We start from the raw sequence: 19,834 nt of genomic DNA on the forward strand, positions 1-19,834 counted from the left end.
CCCAAATACAATGAAAAAAATACTACTTATAGTTTTTATAATAAGTACTTTGCAGCTGACTTTTAGTCAGGAGTCAAGTGTATTAAAAGCAAATAATGAATCTGCATTTGGTGTAGGAGAATGGTTTAAATTCAAAATGAGTTATAGCGGATTTTTAAAAGCAGGAAATGCAACTTTAACTGTTAAAGATTCTAGGATAAATAATAAAGAGGTTTATCATGTAGTAGGCAAGGGATGGACAACTGGAATGATTAAATGGTTTTTTAAGGTTAAAGATAGATACGAAAGTTATTTTGATAAGCAAACCATAACGCCTTATAGATTCATAAGAAATATTGATGAAGGTGGTCATACAAAAAATTTAGAAATAGATTTTGATCAAAAGGCTAATAAGGCCTATGTAAATGATAAAAAGCATAAAACGAAATCGGTTTTTGATACGAAACCGAATATTCAAGATATGGTTTCAACTTTTTACTATTTGCGGAACAATTTAGATACTAGTAGTTTAAAGGTGGGTGATGAAGTTATGATTGATATGTTTTTTGATGGTGAGAATTATGGCTTTAAATTAAAGTATTTAGGAGAAGAAACTATCAAAACAGATTTTGGTAATATAGAATCTTTAATGTTTCGACCTTATGTAATGGCAGGACGTGTTTTTAAAGAGGAAGAAAGTTTGACACTTTGGGTTACAAAAGACAAAAATAAAGTACCTTTGCGCATCAAGGCAGATCTCGCTGTAGGGTCGCTTAGAGCAGATTTAGAAGCCTTTAAAGGTTTAAAACATCCTTTTAGAATAGTTGTAGATAATTAAAGGAACTTTGGACAAAAAAATAACCAACCAACTCAAAGAAAAATACGATCAAATAGGTCAAGATGTTGAAACTCATTTAGAGGGGTTGCTTTATAGTAAACCTATTAATTATTGGGATTATATACAAACCGATGCACTCCTAAATCTTCAGGTGCCTCGCACTGTACTTCCAGACGAGATGGTGTTTATCATGTACCATCAAATCAATGAATTATTATTTAAGATGATACTTGGTGAAATCCGTCAAGTTGCTGAGAAAGATAAAGTTGATACGAGGCTTTTTACTTCAAAGTTAATGCGAATTAGCCGTTACTTCGACATGCTTACGTCATCTTTCAATATTATGAGAGAGGGCATGGATGTTAATCAATACAATAAGTTTAGGACTACTTTAACACCAGCTAGTGGATTTCAGAGTGCTCAATATAGAAAAATTGAATTCGCTTCAACAGAATTAATAAATCTTATAGATAAAAGGTTTAGAAATACAATCAATCGAAATTCGTCGTACGAAAATGCATTCGAGCATTTATATTGGCAAGCAGCTGGGAAAGATTATAAAACAGGAAAGAAAACCTATTTATTAGAAGTGTTTGAAGAAAAATATAAAGAAGAGTTTATCAGGTTTACTCGTTTTTATAATAAAAATAATTTATGGACAAAGTTTAAAAGTTTGCCAAAAGAAGCTAGAGATGATAAGGCATTAATTGAAGCTATGAGGCATTACGATTATACGGTAAACATAAAATGGGTCATGGCACACTACAATACTGCTAATCATTATTTAAATATTGGTGGAAAAACAGCCGAAGCCACAGGAGGAAGTGAGTGGGTAAAATACATGCATCCTAAATACCAAAAAAGAATATTTTTTCCGGAATTATGGACAAAAGAAGAATTAGAAAATTGGGGAACAAACGTTTAATTTCATTATTAGTTATTGGAATTTTCTTTATCGCTTGTAAAGAAGATCCTGAGTCCCTAAAAAAAGAAGAAATAGCAGTTATTGAGCCACAAGAAGTTTATGAGTTTGGTTTTAAACTAAACGACTTTGTGGTAAAAAGAGATACCGTAAGAAGAGGTGAGAGTTTTGGTGAAATTTTAGAACGTAATAAAATAGGATATCCCAAGATCTTTCATATAGCAGAAAAAACAAAGGAAACTTATAATATTGCACGCTTTTTTCAACAAGGGAAACCGTATACAATTTTGTGTTCTAAAGATTCATTAGAATTACCAGAAACCTTCATTTATCAACCTAATAAAGAAGAATACGTTGTTATAAATTTTAAAGATTCCATTCACGCCTACACAAGTAGGAAACCTATTAAACACGTTGAAAAAACAGCTACTGGTATCATAAAAACGAATATTTCGGAAGCACTTGACGAACAAGGCTTAAGTCTAAGATTAGCTTATAAAATGGCTGATGAAATCTATGCTTGGACTATAGATTTTAGAAGATTGCAAAAAGGCGATCGTTTTAAAGTTATTTATACAGATAAATATATAGACGACACTATTTACGCAGGAGTTCATGATATAAAGGCCGCTTATTTTGAACATAATAAAGAACCGTTTTATGCTTTTGAATTTTTAACAGATTCCACTAAAGGAATTATCGATTATTTTAATGAAGAAGCCAAGAATTTACGTCGTGCGTTTTTAAAGGCTCCTGTTAAGTTTAGTAGAATATCATCACGTTATAATTTAAGACGCCGTATCGCAGTTTATGGATACAAGGTTAGACCGCATAAGGGAACCGATTTTGCCGCACCTATTGGAACACCAATTATGGCAACGGCCAATGGTACGGTTACAGAATCAAGAAGAAGAGGAGGAAACGGTAAGTATGTGAAAATTAGACATAATGCCACTTATGAAACGCAATATTTACACATGAGTAGACGCTTAGTTAATGTAGGAGATTTTGTAAAACAAGGTGATGTTATAGGAAAGGTAGGTATGACAGGAAATACAGGAGGCCCTCATGTTTGCTATCGTTTTTGGAAAAACGGAAAACAAGTGGATCCGTTTAAACAAAAATTGCCAGAAGCAAAACCCATTTCAGACTCCTTAAAAGTTAAATACCTAGACTTTATAAAACCTATTAAATATAAATTAGATAATATATTTTTTCAACCTGAAATTATTAGCGAAGAAGAAAAAAATCAACCTATTATTTCACAATTAGATACATAAATGTCATTACCAAACATAAATCCAACCGATACTAAAGCTTGGAAAAATTTAGAAAAGCATTACAATGAATTAGAAACTGTCCACATGAAGAATTTATTTTCAATGGACAAGCAAAGAGCAGATAAGTTTACCATAAAATGGGACGATTTTTATTTAGACTACTCAAAAAATAGAATAACTGAAGAAACGATGTTACATCTTTTAAAGTTAGCCGAAGAGGTTAAACTAAAAGAGGCAATTCAAAGTCAGTTTTCTGGAAACATAATTAATCAAACTGAAGGAAGAGCTGTTTTGCATTCAGCATTAAGAGCACCAAAGTCTGCTGTAGTCAATGTAGCAGGTGAAAATATAATCCCCGAAGTTTATAATGTTAAGAGAAAGATTGAATCTTTTACAAATGATGTCATTGAGGGTAAAAGAGAAGGTTACACTGGAAAGCCTTTTACTCATGTGGTAAATATAGGAATTGGTGGATCGGATCTGGGACCAGCAATGGTTGTTGACTCACTGCAGTTTTACAAAAATCATTTAACTACTTATTTTGTAAGTAATGTTGATGGAGATCATGTTAACGAAGTGATTAAAAAACTAAATCCAGAAACAACACTCTTCGTTGTCGTTTCAAAAACCTTTACCACTCAGGAAACACTTTCAAATGCTAACACTATAAAAGATTGGTTTCTACAATCAGCATCTAAAGAAGATATTGCTAAACATTTTGTTGCGGTTTCTACTAATTTAGAAGCGGTAAAAAACTTTGGAATAGACCAGAAGAATATATTTCCCATGTGGGATTGGGTTGGTGGTCGTTTCTCTTTATGGAGTGCAGTTGGGTTAACTATTAGTTTAGCAGTGGGTTATAATAATTTTAATAGCCTTTTAAGAGGGGCTAATAAGATGGATGAACATTTTAAAAACACTGATTTTGAAAGTAATATTCCAGTTGTTTTAGCACTAATTAGCATATGGTACAATAATTTTTTTGGTGCTGAAACCGAAGCTGTAATACCTTATTCGCAATACCTTAATCAATTTGCAACCTACTTGCAACAGGGAATTATGGAAAGTAATGGCAAAAGTGTTGATAGAAATGGCAATCAAATAGATTATCAGACAGGAACTATTATTTGGGGAGAACCAGGAACGAACTCACAACATGCCTTTTTTCAATTAATTCACCAAGGCACGAAATTAATTCCTGCCGATTTTATAGGTTTTGTAAAATCACTACACGGAAACCAAGACCATCAAGATAAACTAATTTCAAACTTTTTAGCGCAAACCGAAGCGCTTCTCAACGGTAAAACTGAGTCGCAAGTTGTTGACGAAGGTTCTAAAGAGATTATTGTCCCTTTCAAAATATTTGAAGGCAACAAGCCAACAAATACAATTTTTGTTAATAAATTATCTCCAGAAAGTTTAGGAAAATTAATTGCCATGTATGAGCATAAAATATTTGTTCAAGGGGTTATCTGGAATATTTTTAGCTATGACCAATTTGGAGTTGAACTAGGGAAGCAATTAGCCAATAAAATTTTACAAGAATTTAACAGTGAAACTGTTAATAACCATGACTCATCTACTCAAAATCTATTGAATTATTATAAAGGTTTTATTTAAAAACCTAACAATATTGTTGCGATTTGCAGGAAAAGCTGTTAATATGAAAATGTTAACAGCTTTTTTAGTTATCAACAATTGTTAAATTTATTAACATGTACTTAACGGTAATAAGCCCAATATACTTATTTTTGCCTTGACTAATTTCAATTAATTAATTAATTCTTTTCTAATATTATGAAAAAAACTACTCATTTTTTAATGGTAGTTTCAGTGCTATTATTTACTGTTACTGCTATGTCTCAAAGTACTATTACAGGTACATTATTAGAGGCCAAAACGAGCATTCCACTTCTTGGAGCTAATGTTATTGAAAAAGGAACCTCGAATGGGGTCACATCAGATTTTGATGGAAACTTTTCAATTACAACACAAAACTCGACAGGAGAACTCGTAATTACTTATGTAGGTTATACAACCAAAACTATTGCTTTTACTGGGGACATGACCTTAGGTAGTGTAGAACTTGAATCAAGCCAAGTAGGACTTGATGAAGTTCAGATAATTGCCTCTGTTGCAGTTGATAGAAAAACACCTGTAGCAGTTTCAACAATTAGATCTGCAGATATTGAGTTAAAATTGGGTACTCAAGAATTTCCAGAAATTTTAAAATCAACACCTGGTGTTTATGCAACCAAAGCTGGAGGTGGATTTGGAGATGGTAGAATAAACCTTCGTGGATTTAATTCTGAAAATGTAGCAGTCATGATTAATGGAGTTCCTGTTAATGATATGGAGAATGGTCGAGTATTTTGGTCAAATTGGGCTGGGTTATCTGATGTTACGAGTTCTATGCAAGTTCAAAGAGGACTTGGGGCTTCTAAGGTCGCTGTGCCTTCTATTGGTGGTACTATTAACATCGTATCTAAAACTACAGATGTTGAAGAAGGAGGTAATGTTTATACAACTTTAGCCAATGACGGTTATTTGAAATATGGATTCACATATTCAACTGGGTTAAATGATAAAGGATTTGCTGCAACCATTTCTGGATCTAAAACAGAAGGGGATGGTTATGTTGATGGTACAGAGTTTACGGGGATATCTTATTTTATAAACCTATCTAAAGAGTTTAATGATCAGCACACATTGTCATTTACAGCTTTTGGAGCAAAACAGCGCCATGGACAAAGACAGAATAGGCAGTTAATTGAAACATTTAGACAGAGTGAGAGAGGTATAAAATATAATCAAGATTGGGGTTATAAAAATGGTCAAGTAACACACATTGAGGACAATTTTTATCATAAACCTCAGATTTCATTAAATCATTATTGGACTATAAGTGACAAATCTAGCCTTTCAACTGCAGCATACGTGTCTTTTGGATCTGGTGGAGGCGGAGGAACCTTAGGGAGTGACTTAGAGGCTACTGGATTTGAAGGTGATGGTCGTTCTAAATTCACAAGTCCTGATTATAGAATTGGAAATTTTGGCCCTTTAGATTTTGATAGAATTGTAGATGAAAATAAATCGAATGGGGCATTCGGTTCATCTGCAGCATTAAGGGCTTCGAGAAATGATCATAACTGGTACGGCGTTTTATCCACATTTAAAACAGATCTTAACGATAATTTAGTTTTATTAGCAGGGTTAGACTTTAGAGACTATAAAGGAATTCACTTTAGAGAAGTTACCGATTTATTAGGCGGACAGTTTATAATAAATGATGATAATGAAAATAATCCTTTATTTGCTGCACAAGTAGGAGACAAGGTAGATTATCATGATGAAGGTTTTGTAGGTTGGTTAGGTGGTTTTGGCCAATTAGAATATTCTAAAGATAAATGGGCAGGATTTGTTTCTTTATCAGTTTCTAATACATCTTATAAGAGAAAAGATTATTTCAGCCACGACTTATCTGTTAATCCAGAGCTTTTTGAATCAGACAGATATAATTTCTTTGGATTTGGTGTAAAAGGAGGTGCAAATTATAATATCGACGATAATCATAATGTATTTGCAAATCTTGGATATTTTGAAAGAGCAGCGTTTTTCGATGCAGTATTCTATAATTTTAACAACGAAGATGTCAATCCTGACGCAGAAAACCAAAAGATTACGAGTTATGAAATAGGCTATGGTTTCAGAGGAGAAAAATTATCTGCTAATATAAACTTATATAGAACAGCTTGGAGAGATAGAACAGAAACTGAGACTTTCCAATTAAGTCCTGAAGAAGATGGTATTGCGAATATTTTAGGAGTTAATGCAATTCATCAAGGTATCGAGTTAGATTTTGTTTATAGACCAACCGATAAATTAAGAATTAATGGTATGGCATCTTTCGGTGATTGGAGATGGGAAAATGATGTACTTGGAGTACAAATATTTAATGAAGCTCAAGAGGTTGTCGAAACAGTGGATCTTTATATTTCAGACCTTCATGTTTCTGATGCTGCTCAAACGACCTTTGCATTAGGGATGAATTATAAATTAGGTCCAGAAACAAATATAGTTGTAGATTATAATTATTTTGCCGATATCTATGCAGATTTCGATCCTAGTGATCGAGGTGAACCAGGTCCGGACGCTTGGAAAATGCCAGATTATGGTGTTTTTGATGTTGTTATGCGACACGGATTCCAATTTGGACCGTTTGATGCTCAATTAACAGGGCGAATTAACAACTTATTCAATACAGAATATATTGCAGATGCAGATGATGGCAATGGTTCTTTAGCACAAACAGCTTTAGTATACTATGGCTTTGGTAGAACCTTTAGTGTTGGTGCAAAATTTAATTTTTAAAAAATATTGAAAATGAAAAGAATACTAATTTTTTTAACAGTTCTAGGAGTTGCCTTTACTGGGTGTAATCCTAATGAAGATATTTATAAAGTAATAGATGCTCAAGAAAATGCTATTGCGGGTGAGGCAAGTTATACCTTAACTAGTGAAGACTACGACGAACTAGAGTTAAACTTTGGTAGCTTTAGCTCTGAAGATGATGCTAAAGCGATGTTACCTTCATTTTTAGATGGCTTATATCCAACATGGGGTAATGGTTCGGCCGTAACAGTTGGTTATAAATTATATATAGGTAATGCTGAAGGCGTAAGTGATTACTCTGGTGCTGAAAGTTACTATTTCTCTGAATCAGATTATGCATTAAGTGGTAGTAACGTGTCAGGTTTTTATCCAGATGTAACTGCTTCAGATTATATAGCTGATATTCTTGAATCTAATGTTATGACTCCCGTGGACGGACAAATAGTATTAGCGCGTTATGTTCAATATACAGAGGAGCCAAATGTTTCAATATCTACTAATTACAATTTGGATGATAATTTGGATTATGGTGGTTCTGCTGGAGATTTAACAAGTGTTAGTGGTGGAGAATGGGAAGCTCATTCAGGCGCTGGCAGCGGTCCAATAGGATATGATATTGCTAGTTTATCAATGACAGACTATCCATCGTCGGGTATAGGCGGATCTTTAACGGTAGACGGTTCGGGTTCTGAGGATGTAACAAATTGGTTTAGTGAGATTTCATCAGGTAAAGTATATGCAAGTACTTTGGTGAATTTAAGTGCGGTAAGTACAGGAACATATACTTTCCATATGAGAGATGATGATTTTGCAGTGGGTTATGTTGCAAGGGTTGGAGCAATGGATGATGGTTCTGGAAAAGTTTTATTTGGAATTGGAGCAAGCTCAAGTTCTTTAACATATGGAACAACCCCATTTGATTTAAATACTACCTATTTGTTAGTTTCTTCTTACGATATAGCTACGGGAGTATCAAACTTATATGTTTTATCTACTGCTGAATCAACTGAGCCAATGACACCTGAAGCTACAAATTCTGGGTCTCCAGGTGCAATTATATCTGGTATTTCGATTCGTCAAGGCAGTGGAGGACCTACCGGCTCATTCGATGGTATTCGTGTTGCAACTTCTTGGAGTGCTATTATGGAGAACGACGTTGCAGAACTTGTTGAAGGTAATAAAATTAATGTTGAAACATTTTATACATTTGATGGTAGTGAGTGGGAAGCTACTGAAGGAGTTTATTTTGTTCAAGATTCAGATTTTGATTCAATGGGTGAAGAGTTTGGTCAACCTGGGCGATTTAATAACTTTGGAAGTTCAACACCAGCAGAAGATTATTTGCCAACCTTCTTAAGTCTAACTGCTCCTTGGGCTTATGGACAGGAAGAAGATGAGGTAATAATGGTATACGACTATTTTTCTAGTTCTAGTGGTGCGCAGATTCGTGGAAATCGTTATACCTTTACAAATGGTGCTTGGGAGCCACATTTATCTACAATTGATACATCTTTACAGTTTGGACATGACGGAAATTCTTGGGTACCTGACAACACGATTAGATATACCTTTACGGGTGCAGATGTTACGTTTATTTCAAATGCCTTTATTGAAATATACCCTGGACCAGCTGACAATGTAGGGTTCTTTGGTAGCTTCGACAGACGATCTGGAAGTTCTAATTTCTGGAGTGACGAGATGTTGCTAGAAGCTTTTAATGCGCTACTTGAGAGTGGTGGTTTTGTAACAGACGAAGAGCAAAAATATGTCCTTACATTCGTTATATACAATGGATCAACAACCAATGAAACCAAAAGCGTTATAAAGCTTAATGGTGAATGGGTTTATCAAGAATAATAATAGTTAAATATTATAAAATAAAAACCGCTTCAATTAGAAGCGGTTTTTTTATGCATTAAATTATTACATTTGTTCAACATAACTAATTTAATTAAAACAATGTATAGTACAGTTCAAATATTACACTCTTATTGGGCATATTTAGTCTTGTTAATTTTAATATTAGCAGCTGGTAATGCTGTAGTTAAATCTATTGGAGGGAAAGAATACGAGGCTAAAGACTTTAGAATTTCATTATTCACCTTAATCGTTTCGCATCTTCAATTACTAATTGGACTGGTTTTGTATTTTGTGTCTCCACGTTTAAGTCTGTTTAGTGAGTTAGGGATGGGTGAAATCATGAAAGATTCTGTTAATAGGTTATATCTAGTAGAACACCCATTAATAAACATTATAGCTATTGCTTTAATAACTATAGGTTATTCAAAACATAAAAAGAAGTTAACGTCAAAAGCTAAGTTAAAGACTATTGCTATTTTCTATAGTATTGCTTTGGTGTTGTTTTTATCGAGAATTCCATGGAGTGCTTGGTTGGGCTAATAAAAAAGGGAGCTAATTAGTTAGCTCCCTTTTTTATTTCGCTTCTCTTATCACATAGGTGTAAACAGGAAAATGGTCACTAAAGCCATCGGTAAAGGCACTATTTGAAAAACTTCTAAATGGATATCCTTTATATTGCCCTTTTTTATTAATCAAATAGTTTTTGTTAAAAATCCCCGCTTTGTAAAAACGAAATGATGAGTAATCTTTTTCAAGTAGAGGTTTCGTTATAAGTATTTGATCAAACAGACTCCAAGCATCGCGATATGCCGTGGTCCCTAAACCATCTTTAAAGAAGTTTTCATAAGGATTATAAATCCCTTTCAGTCCAACCTTTTTTCTGTTTTTTTGAGCTTTTAAAACATCCTTAACACTGTTATTGGTTGGGTCATCATTTAAGTCGCCCATAATAAAAACTTTAGCATAGGGGTCTATTACTTGTAACGAATCAACTAAACGTTTACTAAGTTTAGCAGCAGCAACACGTTTAGGCCTACTACGAGCCTCGCCACCACTTCTTGAAGGCCAATGGTTGACTATTAAATGTATTAAATCACCTTCAAGTTTTCCACTAACTAATAATTGGTCCCTGGTGTAAACACGTTTTCTAGATAAATCGTCATAAATTTTCAATTCATGACTACTCGTATTAATTGGAGTGAACAATCGTTTTTGATAAAGTAAGGCGACGTCTATCCCACGAGCATCAGGTGAGTGATAGTGAATAATGCCATAGTCTTTAGAAATCAAAGAGGGATCATTTACTAGATCTTCAAGAACCTCTCTATTCTCTATTTCAGACACACCTATTATTGCAGGAGTATTGTTTGTAACATCACGACCTATATCGGAAATAACTCTTGCCATGTTTTTAACCTTCTTTTTATAAATAATATCACGATCGGCTTTTAACTCCATCATTGGGCTTGCTTCGTCAAACTTTGTGGTGTCATTTATTGTGTCAAATAAATTTTCTAGGTTGTAGAAAGCTATGGTGTGAATTTTATATTTTTTTTCTTGGGCTTCTACCTTAATTAATAGGCATAAAAAGCAAAAAAGGAGTAGAGATTTAAATGTCTTCATTAAAAGAATATTAATTTATTGTTGTTTTGTGTACAAATCTTGAGCCAAAATTATGAATTAACTAGAAAAAATGTAAATTTGTTTCCCTTAAATACATGATGAAGGTATTAATTATAAATTCAAGTATGAAGAAAAAATTACTTATTTTTTTATTCGGATTTTTTTCAATTTTCACAGCATTTTCACAACAAACACTTGTAAAAGGAAGTGTTAAAGAGTCTATTTCTTTAGAGCCTATCGCGGATGTTTTGGTGACTATTGAAGAAACAGATCAAACAACGCAAACAAATGCTTTTGGGGAGTTTGAATTTACATTAAATATTCCCTTAGGCGAACAAGTTTTAAGAATTTCTAAAATTGGGTATGTAACCAGAAGATATCCAATTGTTGTAAATGAAAACCAAACCGTGAACATAACAGATATGATTCTTGAGGTGGACGATTCTTCAGCAGAAGAACTATTTACCATCACACTGTCAGATGATCAATTAGACAATGATGAGAGTGGAGCCGATAATATATCCGGTTTGTTGGCATCTTCACTAGATGTGTTTCAACGAACAGCAGCTTTTGAGTTTAGTTCGTCATTCTTTAGAGTAAGAGGGTTAGATTCCGATAATGGCTCGGTACTTATTAATGGTATAGAAATGAATAAGTTGTTTAACGGAAGACCACAGTGGAGTAATTGGGGAGGATTAAATGATGTAGTTCGAAACCAAGAATTAACCGTAGGTCTAACGCCTTCAAGTTATAATTTTGGTGGTATTTTAGGCACAACGAACATTAATGTAAGAGCATCTCAAGCGAGACCAGGAGGAAGGATAACCTATTCTTCTTCAAATAGAAGCTACACGAATAGGCTGATGGCTACTTATGCATCTGGGTTATTAAAAAATGGCTTTGCTTACACTTTCTCTGTTGCAAGACGATGGGGAAATGAAGGATTCCAAGATGCTACTTTATACGATTCTAATTCCTTTTTTGCATCCGTTGAAAAGAAATTTAATGATAATCATAGTTTAAGTTTTACTTCTATTTATGCACCAAATAGACGAGGAAAGTCGTCACCAAATACACAAGAGATTTTCGATCTTAAGGATATTAGATATAATGAATACTGGGGATGGCAAGATGGGGAAAAACGTAATTCGCGTATAAAGGAAGTTGAAGAACCAATCGTAATGCTTAATCATTACTGGGATTTAAATAGTAAAACAACTTTAAATACTAATATTGGATATCAGTTTGGGAAAATTGGAAATAGCCGTTTAAATAATAACGGTACCGATTTAGTTAATGGTTTTCCAGAAGGAGGTGCCTTAAACCCAAGTCCTGCTTATTACCAAAAATTGCCGAGTTATGCGTTAAGAAATTTTCCAGATGATACTAGCATAGCATTTGGATTACAACAACAGTTTATAAATGACGGACAGATCGATTGGGATGCACTTTATCAAGCCAATATCACGAATGCTCAGAACGGTGGAAATGCTATTTATGCATTATACGAGGATAGATCAGATGATAAGCAACTTACGGTTAATACCATATTCAATACCGAATTAAATGAAAATATTATTCTTAATGCTGCATTAAATTATAAGTCTTTAAAATCAGAAAATTTTGCTGAAATTATTGATTTGTTAGGGGCGACGACCTATTTAGATGTGGATGCCTTCGCAACAGATATTGATGAAGCTCAAAACGACTTATTAAACCCTAACCGATTGGTTGGAGAAGGAGATAGATTCGCGTATAATTTTAATTTATTTGCAGACATTATTAGCGGATATGCTCAGGCTCAGTTTAAATATAACAAGATAGATTTTTACTTATCTGGGAGCGTTACAAGTACACAATATCAAAGAGAAGGAATTTACCAAAATGGAGGTTTTCCAGATAATTCAGCTGGTAAAGGAGACAAACTTAGTTTTACTGGTATTGGAGCAAAAGGAGGCTTAACATATAAATTTTCGGGAAAGCATTTGTTTGATTTTAATGCGGGTTATATTACCCGTGCACCATCACTAAGAAACACCTATTCTAATTCTAGGGAGAATCATAATGTAGTACCTAATATAACGGAAGAAAAAATAGCATCTGTAGATGCAAGTTATATTTTCCGTTCACCTATAGTTAAGGCTAAACTTACAGGATATTACACCAAAATTCAAGATGCCAGTGAAATATCTTTCTTTTTTGCAGATGGTATTGGTGGCGATAATACGGCTTTTGTTCAAGAAATATTGCAGGGAATTGATAAAAGACATATTGGTGGTGAATTAGGAATTGAAGCGCAAGTTACACCTACCATTAAATTAAAAGGTGTTGCTTCTGTTGGTCAATATACTTATGATAATAATCCAAACTTATTTCTAACAACTGAGGCCGATGATGAGTCAATTGCAGCAGGTTTTGTTGAAGGGTTTAAGGATTTTGGACAAGCTAACTTAAAAGATTATAAATTGGCTGCTGGACCTCATAGGGCTTATTCGGTTGGTTTCGAATATCGTGATCCAGATTATTGGTGGGTTGGAGCAACAGCTAATTTTTTCACCAATACATATATTGATGTTAGCCCATTAACCAGATCGGAAAATTTCACCTCAGATTTTGATGGAAATACGTTCAATGATTACGATGAAGACCTTGCTAGGGAATTACTAAAGCAAGAGCGCTTTGATGATTACATGGTTGTTAATCTTATAGGAGGTAAATCTTGGAAATTAGGAGATAAATACATTAGCATATTTGCAAGTATTAATAACCTTTTAGATGAAGTTTATAAAACTGGAGGATTCGAACAAGGCAGAAACGCTAATTTTAGACAATTGCGGGACGATAAAGCACTAGATACTCAAGTATTTGGATCTAAATATTGGTATGGAAGGGGAACAACTTATTTTGTTAACGTAAACTTCAGATTTTAATAAAGACTAAGAAAACATATGAAATGCTTTGCATTTCCAAAATCAGAAAAAAACCTAATTATGAATAAAGTGAATAAAATTATAACCTTATTAAGTGTATTTGCGTTTGTGTTCTCAATGGCATCTTGCGTTCAAGATGACGATTATGATACACCAAATTTAACTATTAATGAGCCAGAGATTGACCCTAATAGTAAAACAACGTTTAAGGCCGTTGTTCAACGTTATGTGTCTGCGGTTGATGCAAATGAAAATGGCGAACTAGATGATAATGAAAGAGGTGATGACATCGGTATTTTTGAAGCAGACGAGTCGGAATTAATCATAGAAGGTTATGTAGTTTCAAGTGATAAAGGGGGAAACTTTTTTGAGGAGTTAATAATTCAAAATTATCCAGACGACAGCAATCCGTCTGAAAACCCACGGCTTGGTTTTAAAGTAGAACTTAATGTAAGCAGTTTATATAATACTTATGAGTTTGGTCGTAAAGTATATATAAAAATGAATGGTTTAGCAATTGGAGAATCTAATGGCGTTCTAGTTATAGGGAAACCAGATGGCACTCAAGTTGGTCAAATCCAAGCATTTGAATTTCAAGATTTCATTATGAGAAGTGCTGAGGTAGCGGAGATTACTCCAAAGGTAACAGCGATTTCTGAATTAACTGAATTAGATGAAAACACATTTATTCAATTGGATGACGTTCAAATTAACAGAAACCAACTTGATAAGACTTTCGCAGGAGATGTAAGTGATGAATTTGATGGATTTAGAACCTTAGAAAGTTGCTCAGACAATAGTACGCTAACTTTGCAAACAAGTACTTTTGCCGATTTTAAATCTTTACCAGTGCCTCAATTAAGAGGTAGTATTAAAGGAATTTATAGTCGTGATTTTAGAGACGATTTTAGTGTGCTTCTAATTAACACAAGAGAAGATATAAGTTTTGAGAATGAAGAACGATGCGACCCAATTGAGTTAAGTTGTGGATTAGCGTCTGCCCAAGGGACAAACAATTTATTTGCTGATGATTTTGAATCGCAATCTACAGGATCTCTTATTTCTGGAAATGGGTGGACAAACTATATTGAATCCGGAACCGAAGGTTGGGAAGCGTATTCATCTGGTGGTACTAATGCTTCTTTAGGAGTATCGGCAAGAGTAGGTTCTTTCCGTTCCGATGATGCTTCCACTATAGCGTGGTTAATTTCTCCTGCGATTAATTTAGATGCTCAAGACAACGAGACTTTAGTGTTTCAAACGTCGAATAGTTTCTCTGACGGTAGCGAAATGGAATTATTGTTTTCTAACGATTGGGATGGAACCGAAGAAGGAATTTCTGCTGCAACATGGGGTATTTTAACAGACGGTTATATTACGCAAGACTCTGATTTTTTTGGTGCTTGGTTTGATTCTGGAATAGTCGACTTATCATGTGCTTCTGGAACTATATATATCGCCTTTAAATATACTGGAAGTGGTGAGGCCGATTTTGATGGTACGTACGAGCTGGATGAGATAAGCATCGATTACTAATTGAAAAGTTAAATAAATTCAAATATTAAGCCTGCTAATTTAGCAGGCTTTTATATTTTTAGACCATGACAGTTTTTGATGAACTTTTTTACACCATTTTCATTTTTTATAAAAACAGATATAAACAAAAAGCTAGCAGTATTGCTATTGTCTATATCACACTTTTACAAGCAACTTTGCTATTACTTTTAGGCGTATTTTTTACTGGATTTTTTAGACAAATGAATATGGTAGCCATGTCTGCTACCAAAGCTTGGTTTTTATTTGTGATGGTAATGGTTTTTATTTACTTTAAAAATTGGATGCAATATACTGGTAAAAAGCGCATGATGATTAATGCGAAAATGATAAAAAAGAAATCCAAAAGGCATAATATACATATTCTTTGGTTATTACCTATTGTAGTTTTAGGGTTAACCTATATTCTGTTTCAAGCTTCATAAATAAAATGACAAAGCTATTTTCAGCGTCATTTAATGCTAAAATCACTTCTTAAAAATAGCATAAACAGGGAAGTGATCACTATATCCACCTTTATACTTTTTACCAACATAAGTTCTAAAGGGAGCGCCTTTAAAAGTGCCTTTAAATTGTTTTAAAAAGTCGACATCAAAAATGTTAGCCTTAAAGAATTCAAATTGTTTTTTTGAACTTTTAAAAAAGTTGGTTGATATTAAAACTTGGTCAAACAAAAACCATTGTCTTCTATGTTTTACTGTGCCTCGTGTAAAGGATCGTAATGTTTCGAAAGGATTAAATAAATTATGGTCTTCTATCAATCGTTTTAAGCTTTCATTTTGAGGGTTGTCATTAAAATCGCCTAAAATCATGATTCTTGCGTTTTCATTATTTATAGTTAAAGAAGAAATAATTTCACTTACCTTCTCAGAAGCCGCTATTCGTTTAAACTCTGTCTCCTTTACGCCTTCGCGTCTAGACGACCAATGATTTATTATAAAATATACTTTTTCACCATCTAAATTCCCGCCAACTAATAAAATATCCCTTGTGTAATCTGGTATATCATTTTCATCGGTTAAAATAACCGAAAAAGTTTCAGTGTACAGAGGCTCAAAAACTTTTGTATCGTATAACAAGGCGACATCAATACCACGTTCATCTAAAGAGTCGAAATGAACGTAATCGTAATTACATGTTTCTAAATGTTTAGATTCGAGTAAATTTTTCAAAACTTTTGCATTTTCAATTTCAGCTAAACCAACAATTGCTGGATGTTTACCTGTTTCTTGCCTACCAATATTGGAAATAGCAAAACCAATTTTACGCAATTTGTTTTTATAACGTTTAGATGTCCATCGTTTAACAGATTCGGGCAAAAAATCACCATCATTAGTAAATTTACCATCTCTTAAATCGAATAAATTTTCAACATTATAAAATGCCACTGTTTGCATGTTGTGTCGCTCAGGAATGTCATCAAAAGTTTCTGTCATGACTCAAAAATAGGTTTAAAATAATGAAAAAGAAAATGCAATCAATTGCGTAACTTTGCGCCATGATTGAAAAGAAAGATGTAAGCCTTGAGAGAGCTGTTTTAATAGGTATTGTTACCAAAGACCAGGATGAGTCTAAGTTAAAGGAGTACCTAGATGAGTTAGAGTTTTTAACCTTTACTGCTGGTGGTTATGCTGTAAAACGTTTTACACAGAAAATGGACATGCCCAATCCTAAAACCTTTATTGGTTCGGGTAAAATGGAAGATGTTAGGTCTTTTATTGAAGAAAATGATATTGGCACCGCAATTTTTGATGATGAGTTATCTGCTGCTCAAGAGCGTAATATTAGTAAAATTCTTAACGTAAAAGTTCTAGATAGAACTAATTTAATACTCGATATTTTTGCACAGCGTGCACAAACCAGCTACGCACGAACACAGGTAGAATTGGCGCAATGCGAGTATTTGCTGCCTCGTTTAAGAGGTATGTGGACCCACCTTGAAAGACAAAAAGGAGGAATTGGAATGCGTGGACCTGGTGAAACGGAAATAGAAACCGATAGACGTATTGTACGTGATAAAATAGCTTTGTTAAAAGATCGTATTAAGAAGATAGATAAGCAAATGGCTGTACAGCGTGGTAACCGTGGACAAATGGTACGCGTCGCACTTGTTGGTTACACTAATGTAGGAAAGTCTACTTTAATGAACACCATCAGTAAAAGTGAAGTCTTTGCAGAGAATAAATTGTTTGCAACTTTAGACACCACAGTGAGAAAGGTGGTTATTCAAAACCTGCCGTTTTTGTTAAGTGATACCGTTGGTTTTATTAGAAAGTTACCCACGCAACTTGTAGATAGTTTTAAAAGCACCTTAGACGAAGTAAGAGAGGCTGATTTGTTGCTCCACGTCGTAGACATTTCACACCCAAATTTCGAAGAGCACATCGATTCTGTAAATAAAATTTTAGGTGAAATAAAAAGCAGTGATAAACCAACTATTATGGTTTTTAATAAAATAGACGCCTATCAAGCAGAACCCTTAGATGAGGATGATTTAGAAACCGAGCGCACCGAAAAACATTACTCTTTAGAGGAATGGAAAAGCACTTGGATGAGTAAAGTAGGGAATAACGCTTTGTTTATTTCTGCATTGAATAAGCAAAACCTTGAGGATTTTAAAAAACGGGTTTACGATGAGGTGCGGGAGATTCACATTACCCGTTTCCCGTATAACCATTTCCTATATCCAGATTATAATTACGAAGACATGGGGTAGTGTTATGGCGTTACCTTTATCCTGAATTTATTTCAATAACATGTCAGGCTATCCGTTAATAGTTTTGGCTCTATGTAAGCCTCGCCAAAAGCTACCACATCTATCCCTAACGCAAAAAATGCGCTTCCTTTTTTCAAGGAAGCGCATTTTTTAATATTAGTTCTAATTGATATTTAGAATTTATAACTTAAACCAACAGTGTAATACGTTTGTAAATCATTATCAATATTATCGAATGTTGGTTCTGTTTGAGCAGGAATAGCTAAAGGATCAAACTGTCCTAAGGCATAATTTAATGCTTCTTGTTTATTGCTTCGTAAACCAAAATCAAAACCAACACCAATCATTTTCCAAAGCGTATAGCTAAAAGAGTTGGTCCATGTCCAGTTCGATAAGTCTGAGCTCTTATAACTTTGGAACATAGATAAGTTTGTTTTAAAGTTTATAGCTCCAATTTGTCTGGTATAATCAGCCACTATTTTTGCGCCAAGTGACGATTCAAAAACAGTATCTCCACTACTAAATACAAAGTTGTAGTTTAATGGATGAATAACCACTATCAAGTTTTCAATAGGTGTCCAAGTTGCTCCAACACCGAAATCTAAATAACCTGGGTCATTAAAGTTATCGAGAAGGGTAGTTCTGTATTCCATTAACCCAGAAATAGCTAATGTTTTGGTAATATTTCTTCCGTAAAGTGAAGACAAGTTAAATACATCAGTTGTTGGCTTAAAGCTATCGTCGTCAGTAGGGTTATCTTTATCGTCTAATTTAACCCAATTAAGATTTGTTGTAAGGGCGTTTCGCCAAAAGAATTTCTCTTGGATTAAATTGGCATAACCATTAAAGGTAAAACCAATATTACCAGAGGAGTTGTTTGGAGTCCCTTGTGCGTACCAATTGTTAAAGTTAGATAAACTCCCACCTATAGTTCCAAACGCTCCAACACGCCAACCAGGGAGGGCATCAATTTGAGCTTGTAAGGCTTTTACTTCGGCTTGTGCAGCATCGGCTTCAGCTTGTTTTTCCGCTTTTTGAGCTTGTAACTCTTCCTTTGATTGCGCGTTTATTGATATAAGACCAATAAAAAAGACGCATACGAGTAATAATTTTTTCATTTTTCTTTGGGTATAAAATATGTGCAAATATAAGGTTTAGACCTTATAATTATAAATTGGTCACAAACAATTATTTCTTCTTGTATAAGGGTACCGAAGAGCAAGCTTCCCCATACATGATGGATTTCGCAAAGGGTTTAAGCTTGTTGGTAAGCATAATGTAAGCATTTTGTGGTACGGGCTTGTTAGCACAGCCTTTAATAATAATCGGCTTTTCTTTATAAGCTGACAGATTAAGACTATTAATAATATCTTGGTAAATGGCAGATTCCAATTCTTCCAAATTACCAGCTATCACACGTTTAGCATATGGTTCCAACTGAATGCTTAGTAACATATAGGCCCATCCTGGAATAATTGCATCAGTGCTACATGTTAATGCAACATAAGCACCTTTGTATTGGCTCCAGTCGTATTTCGATACTTGATCCCTAAAGTCTTTTTCACGGAGCACAAAACCTTCAAACAACCAATCTTTAATATCGAATAGAACGCGCTTTCCTTCGAGATAAAAGTCTTCCAAGTCAATGGTTACTAATTTGCTTTTCGCTACGCGATTTATAATTTCATCTGCCATAGAAATATCGTATTTATCTTTTAGTTGTTAACCAGGTAGAGGGTA

Annotated in this window: 15 protein-coding genes; 11 read left to right on the plus strand and 4 right to left on the minus strand. The window is 34.1% G+C overall.

Translation table 11 applies throughout. The features are described 5' to 3' along the window. Positions 1-10: 10 nt before the first annotated feature. The 7 genes from FEF17_RS06115 to FEF17_RS06145 all read left to right on the plus strand — a co-directional run bounded on the left by FEF17_RS06115 (position 11) and on the right by FEF17_RS06145 (position 9,811). Positions 11-817, plus strand: coding sequence for a DUF3108 domain-containing protein (locus FEF17_RS06115; protein ID WP_139001461.1), 807 nt, complete (start codon positions 11-13; stop codon positions 815-817). A 7-nt stretch (positions 818-824) separates the two neighbouring features. Beyond that, positions 825-1,742 (plus strand): tryptophan 2,3-dioxygenase family protein, encoded by a 918-nt coding sequence (locus tag FEF17_RS06120; protein WP_139001462.1) that lies wholly within the window; start codon positions 825-827, stop codon positions 1,740-1,742. Beyond that, the gene (locus FEF17_RS06125; RefSeq protein WP_139001463.1) at positions 1,700-3,019 is read left to right on the plus strand and encodes a peptidoglycan DD-metalloendopeptidase family protein; all 1,320 of its coding nucleotides are present in this window, start codon (positions 1,700-1,702) and stop codon (positions 3,017-3,019) included. Before FEF17_RS06120 ends, FEF17_RS06125 begins: the two co-directional genes overlap by 43 nt. After that, positions 3,020-4,639 carry a glucose-6-phosphate isomerase gene (pgi, locus tag FEF17_RS06130; RefSeq protein ID WP_139001464.1) on the plus strand — a complete coding sequence of 540 codons (1,620 nt, stop codon included), beginning with the start codon at positions 3,020-3,022 and terminating at the stop codon, positions 4,637-4,639. Positions 4,640-4,816: 177 nt separating this feature from the next. Then, positions 4,817-7,390, plus strand: a complete 2,574-nt coding sequence (locus tag FEF17_RS06135; RefSeq protein ID WP_139001465.1) for a TonB-dependent receptor — start codon at positions 4,817-4,819, stop codon at positions 7,388-7,390. Between the two features lie 12 nt (positions 7,391-7,402). Next, on the plus strand, positions 7,403-9,268 hold the full coding sequence (locus FEF17_RS06140; protein WP_139001466.1) for a hypothetical protein: 1,866 nt from the start codon (positions 7,403-7,405) through the stop codon (positions 9,266-9,268). 102 nt (positions 9,269-9,370) lie between these two features. Then, the gene (locus FEF17_RS06145; protein WP_139001467.1) at positions 9,371-9,811 is read left to right on the plus strand and encodes a hypothetical protein; all 441 of its coding nucleotides are present in this window, start codon (positions 9,371-9,373) and stop codon (positions 9,809-9,811) included. Positions 9,812-9,844: 33 nt separating this feature from the next. Here the strand turns inward: FEF17_RS06145 and FEF17_RS06150 are convergent, their stop codons facing one another. Then, on the minus strand, positions 9,845-10,894 hold the full coding sequence (locus FEF17_RS06150) for an endonuclease/exonuclease/phosphatase family protein (RefSeq protein ID WP_139001468.1): 1,050 nt from the start codon (positions 10,892-10,894) through the stop codon (positions 9,845-9,847). Positions 10,895-11,019: 125 nt separating this feature from the next. On the opposite strand from FEF17_RS06150, the gene FEF17_RS06155 reads away from it, so the two are divergent. The 3 genes from FEF17_RS06155 (at position 11,020) to FEF17_RS06165 (ending at position 15,803) form a co-directional block, all read left to right on the plus strand. Then, positions 11,020-13,824 (plus strand): carboxypeptidase regulatory-like domain-containing protein, encoded by a 2,805-nt coding sequence (locus tag FEF17_RS06155; RefSeq protein WP_139001469.1) that lies wholly within the window; start codon positions 11,020-11,022, stop codon positions 13,822-13,824. Positions 13,825-13,893: 69 nt separating this feature from the next. Further along, positions 13,894-15,360: a DUF5689 domain-containing protein gene (locus FEF17_RS06160; protein ID WP_170180974.1), complete on the plus strand. Its 1,467-nt coding sequence runs from the start codon at positions 13,894-13,896 to the stop codon at positions 15,358-15,360. A gap of 65 nt (positions 15,361-15,425) precedes the next feature. Next, positions 15,426-15,803 carry a hypothetical protein gene (locus FEF17_RS06165; RefSeq protein ID WP_139001471.1) on the plus strand — a complete coding sequence of 126 codons (378 nt, stop codon included), beginning with the start codon at positions 15,426-15,428 and terminating at the stop codon, positions 15,801-15,803. 42 nt (positions 15,804-15,845) lie between these two features. On the opposite strand, the gene FEF17_RS06170 is transcribed toward FEF17_RS06165, so the two are convergent. Then, complete coding sequence (locus tag FEF17_RS06170; protein ID WP_139001472.1) at positions 15,846-16,814, minus strand: endonuclease/exonuclease/phosphatase family protein; 969 nt, start codon at positions 16,812-16,814, stop codon at positions 15,846-15,848. A 62-nt stretch (positions 16,815-16,876) separates the two neighbouring features. On the opposite strand from FEF17_RS06170, the gene hflX reads away from it, so the two are divergent. Continuing rightward, positions 16,877-18,094 carry a GTPase HflX gene (gene hflX, locus FEF17_RS06175; protein ID WP_139001473.1) on the plus strand — a complete coding sequence of 406 codons (1,218 nt, stop codon included), beginning with the start codon at positions 16,877-16,879 and terminating at the stop codon, positions 18,092-18,094. 173 nt (positions 18,095-18,267) lie between these two features. On the opposite strand, the gene FEF17_RS06180 is transcribed toward hflX, so the two are convergent. Beyond that, positions 18,268-19,212, minus strand: coding sequence for a DUF3078 domain-containing protein (locus FEF17_RS06180; protein WP_139001474.1), 945 nt, complete (start codon positions 19,210-19,212; stop codon positions 18,268-18,270). A 70-nt stretch (positions 19,213-19,282) separates the two neighbouring features. Next, complete coding sequence (locus FEF17_RS06185) at positions 19,283-19,789, minus strand: DUF2480 family protein (protein ID WP_139001475.1); 507 nt, start codon at positions 19,787-19,789, stop codon at positions 19,283-19,285. Between the last annotated feature and the right edge of the window lie 45 nt (positions 19,790-19,834).

The sequence above is a fragment of the Hyunsoonleella aestuarii genome (assembly GCF_006148925.1).
Taxonomy (GTDB): domain Bacteria; phylum Bacteroidota; class Bacteroidia; order Flavobacteriales; family Flavobacteriaceae; genus Algibacter_D; species Algibacter_D aestuarii.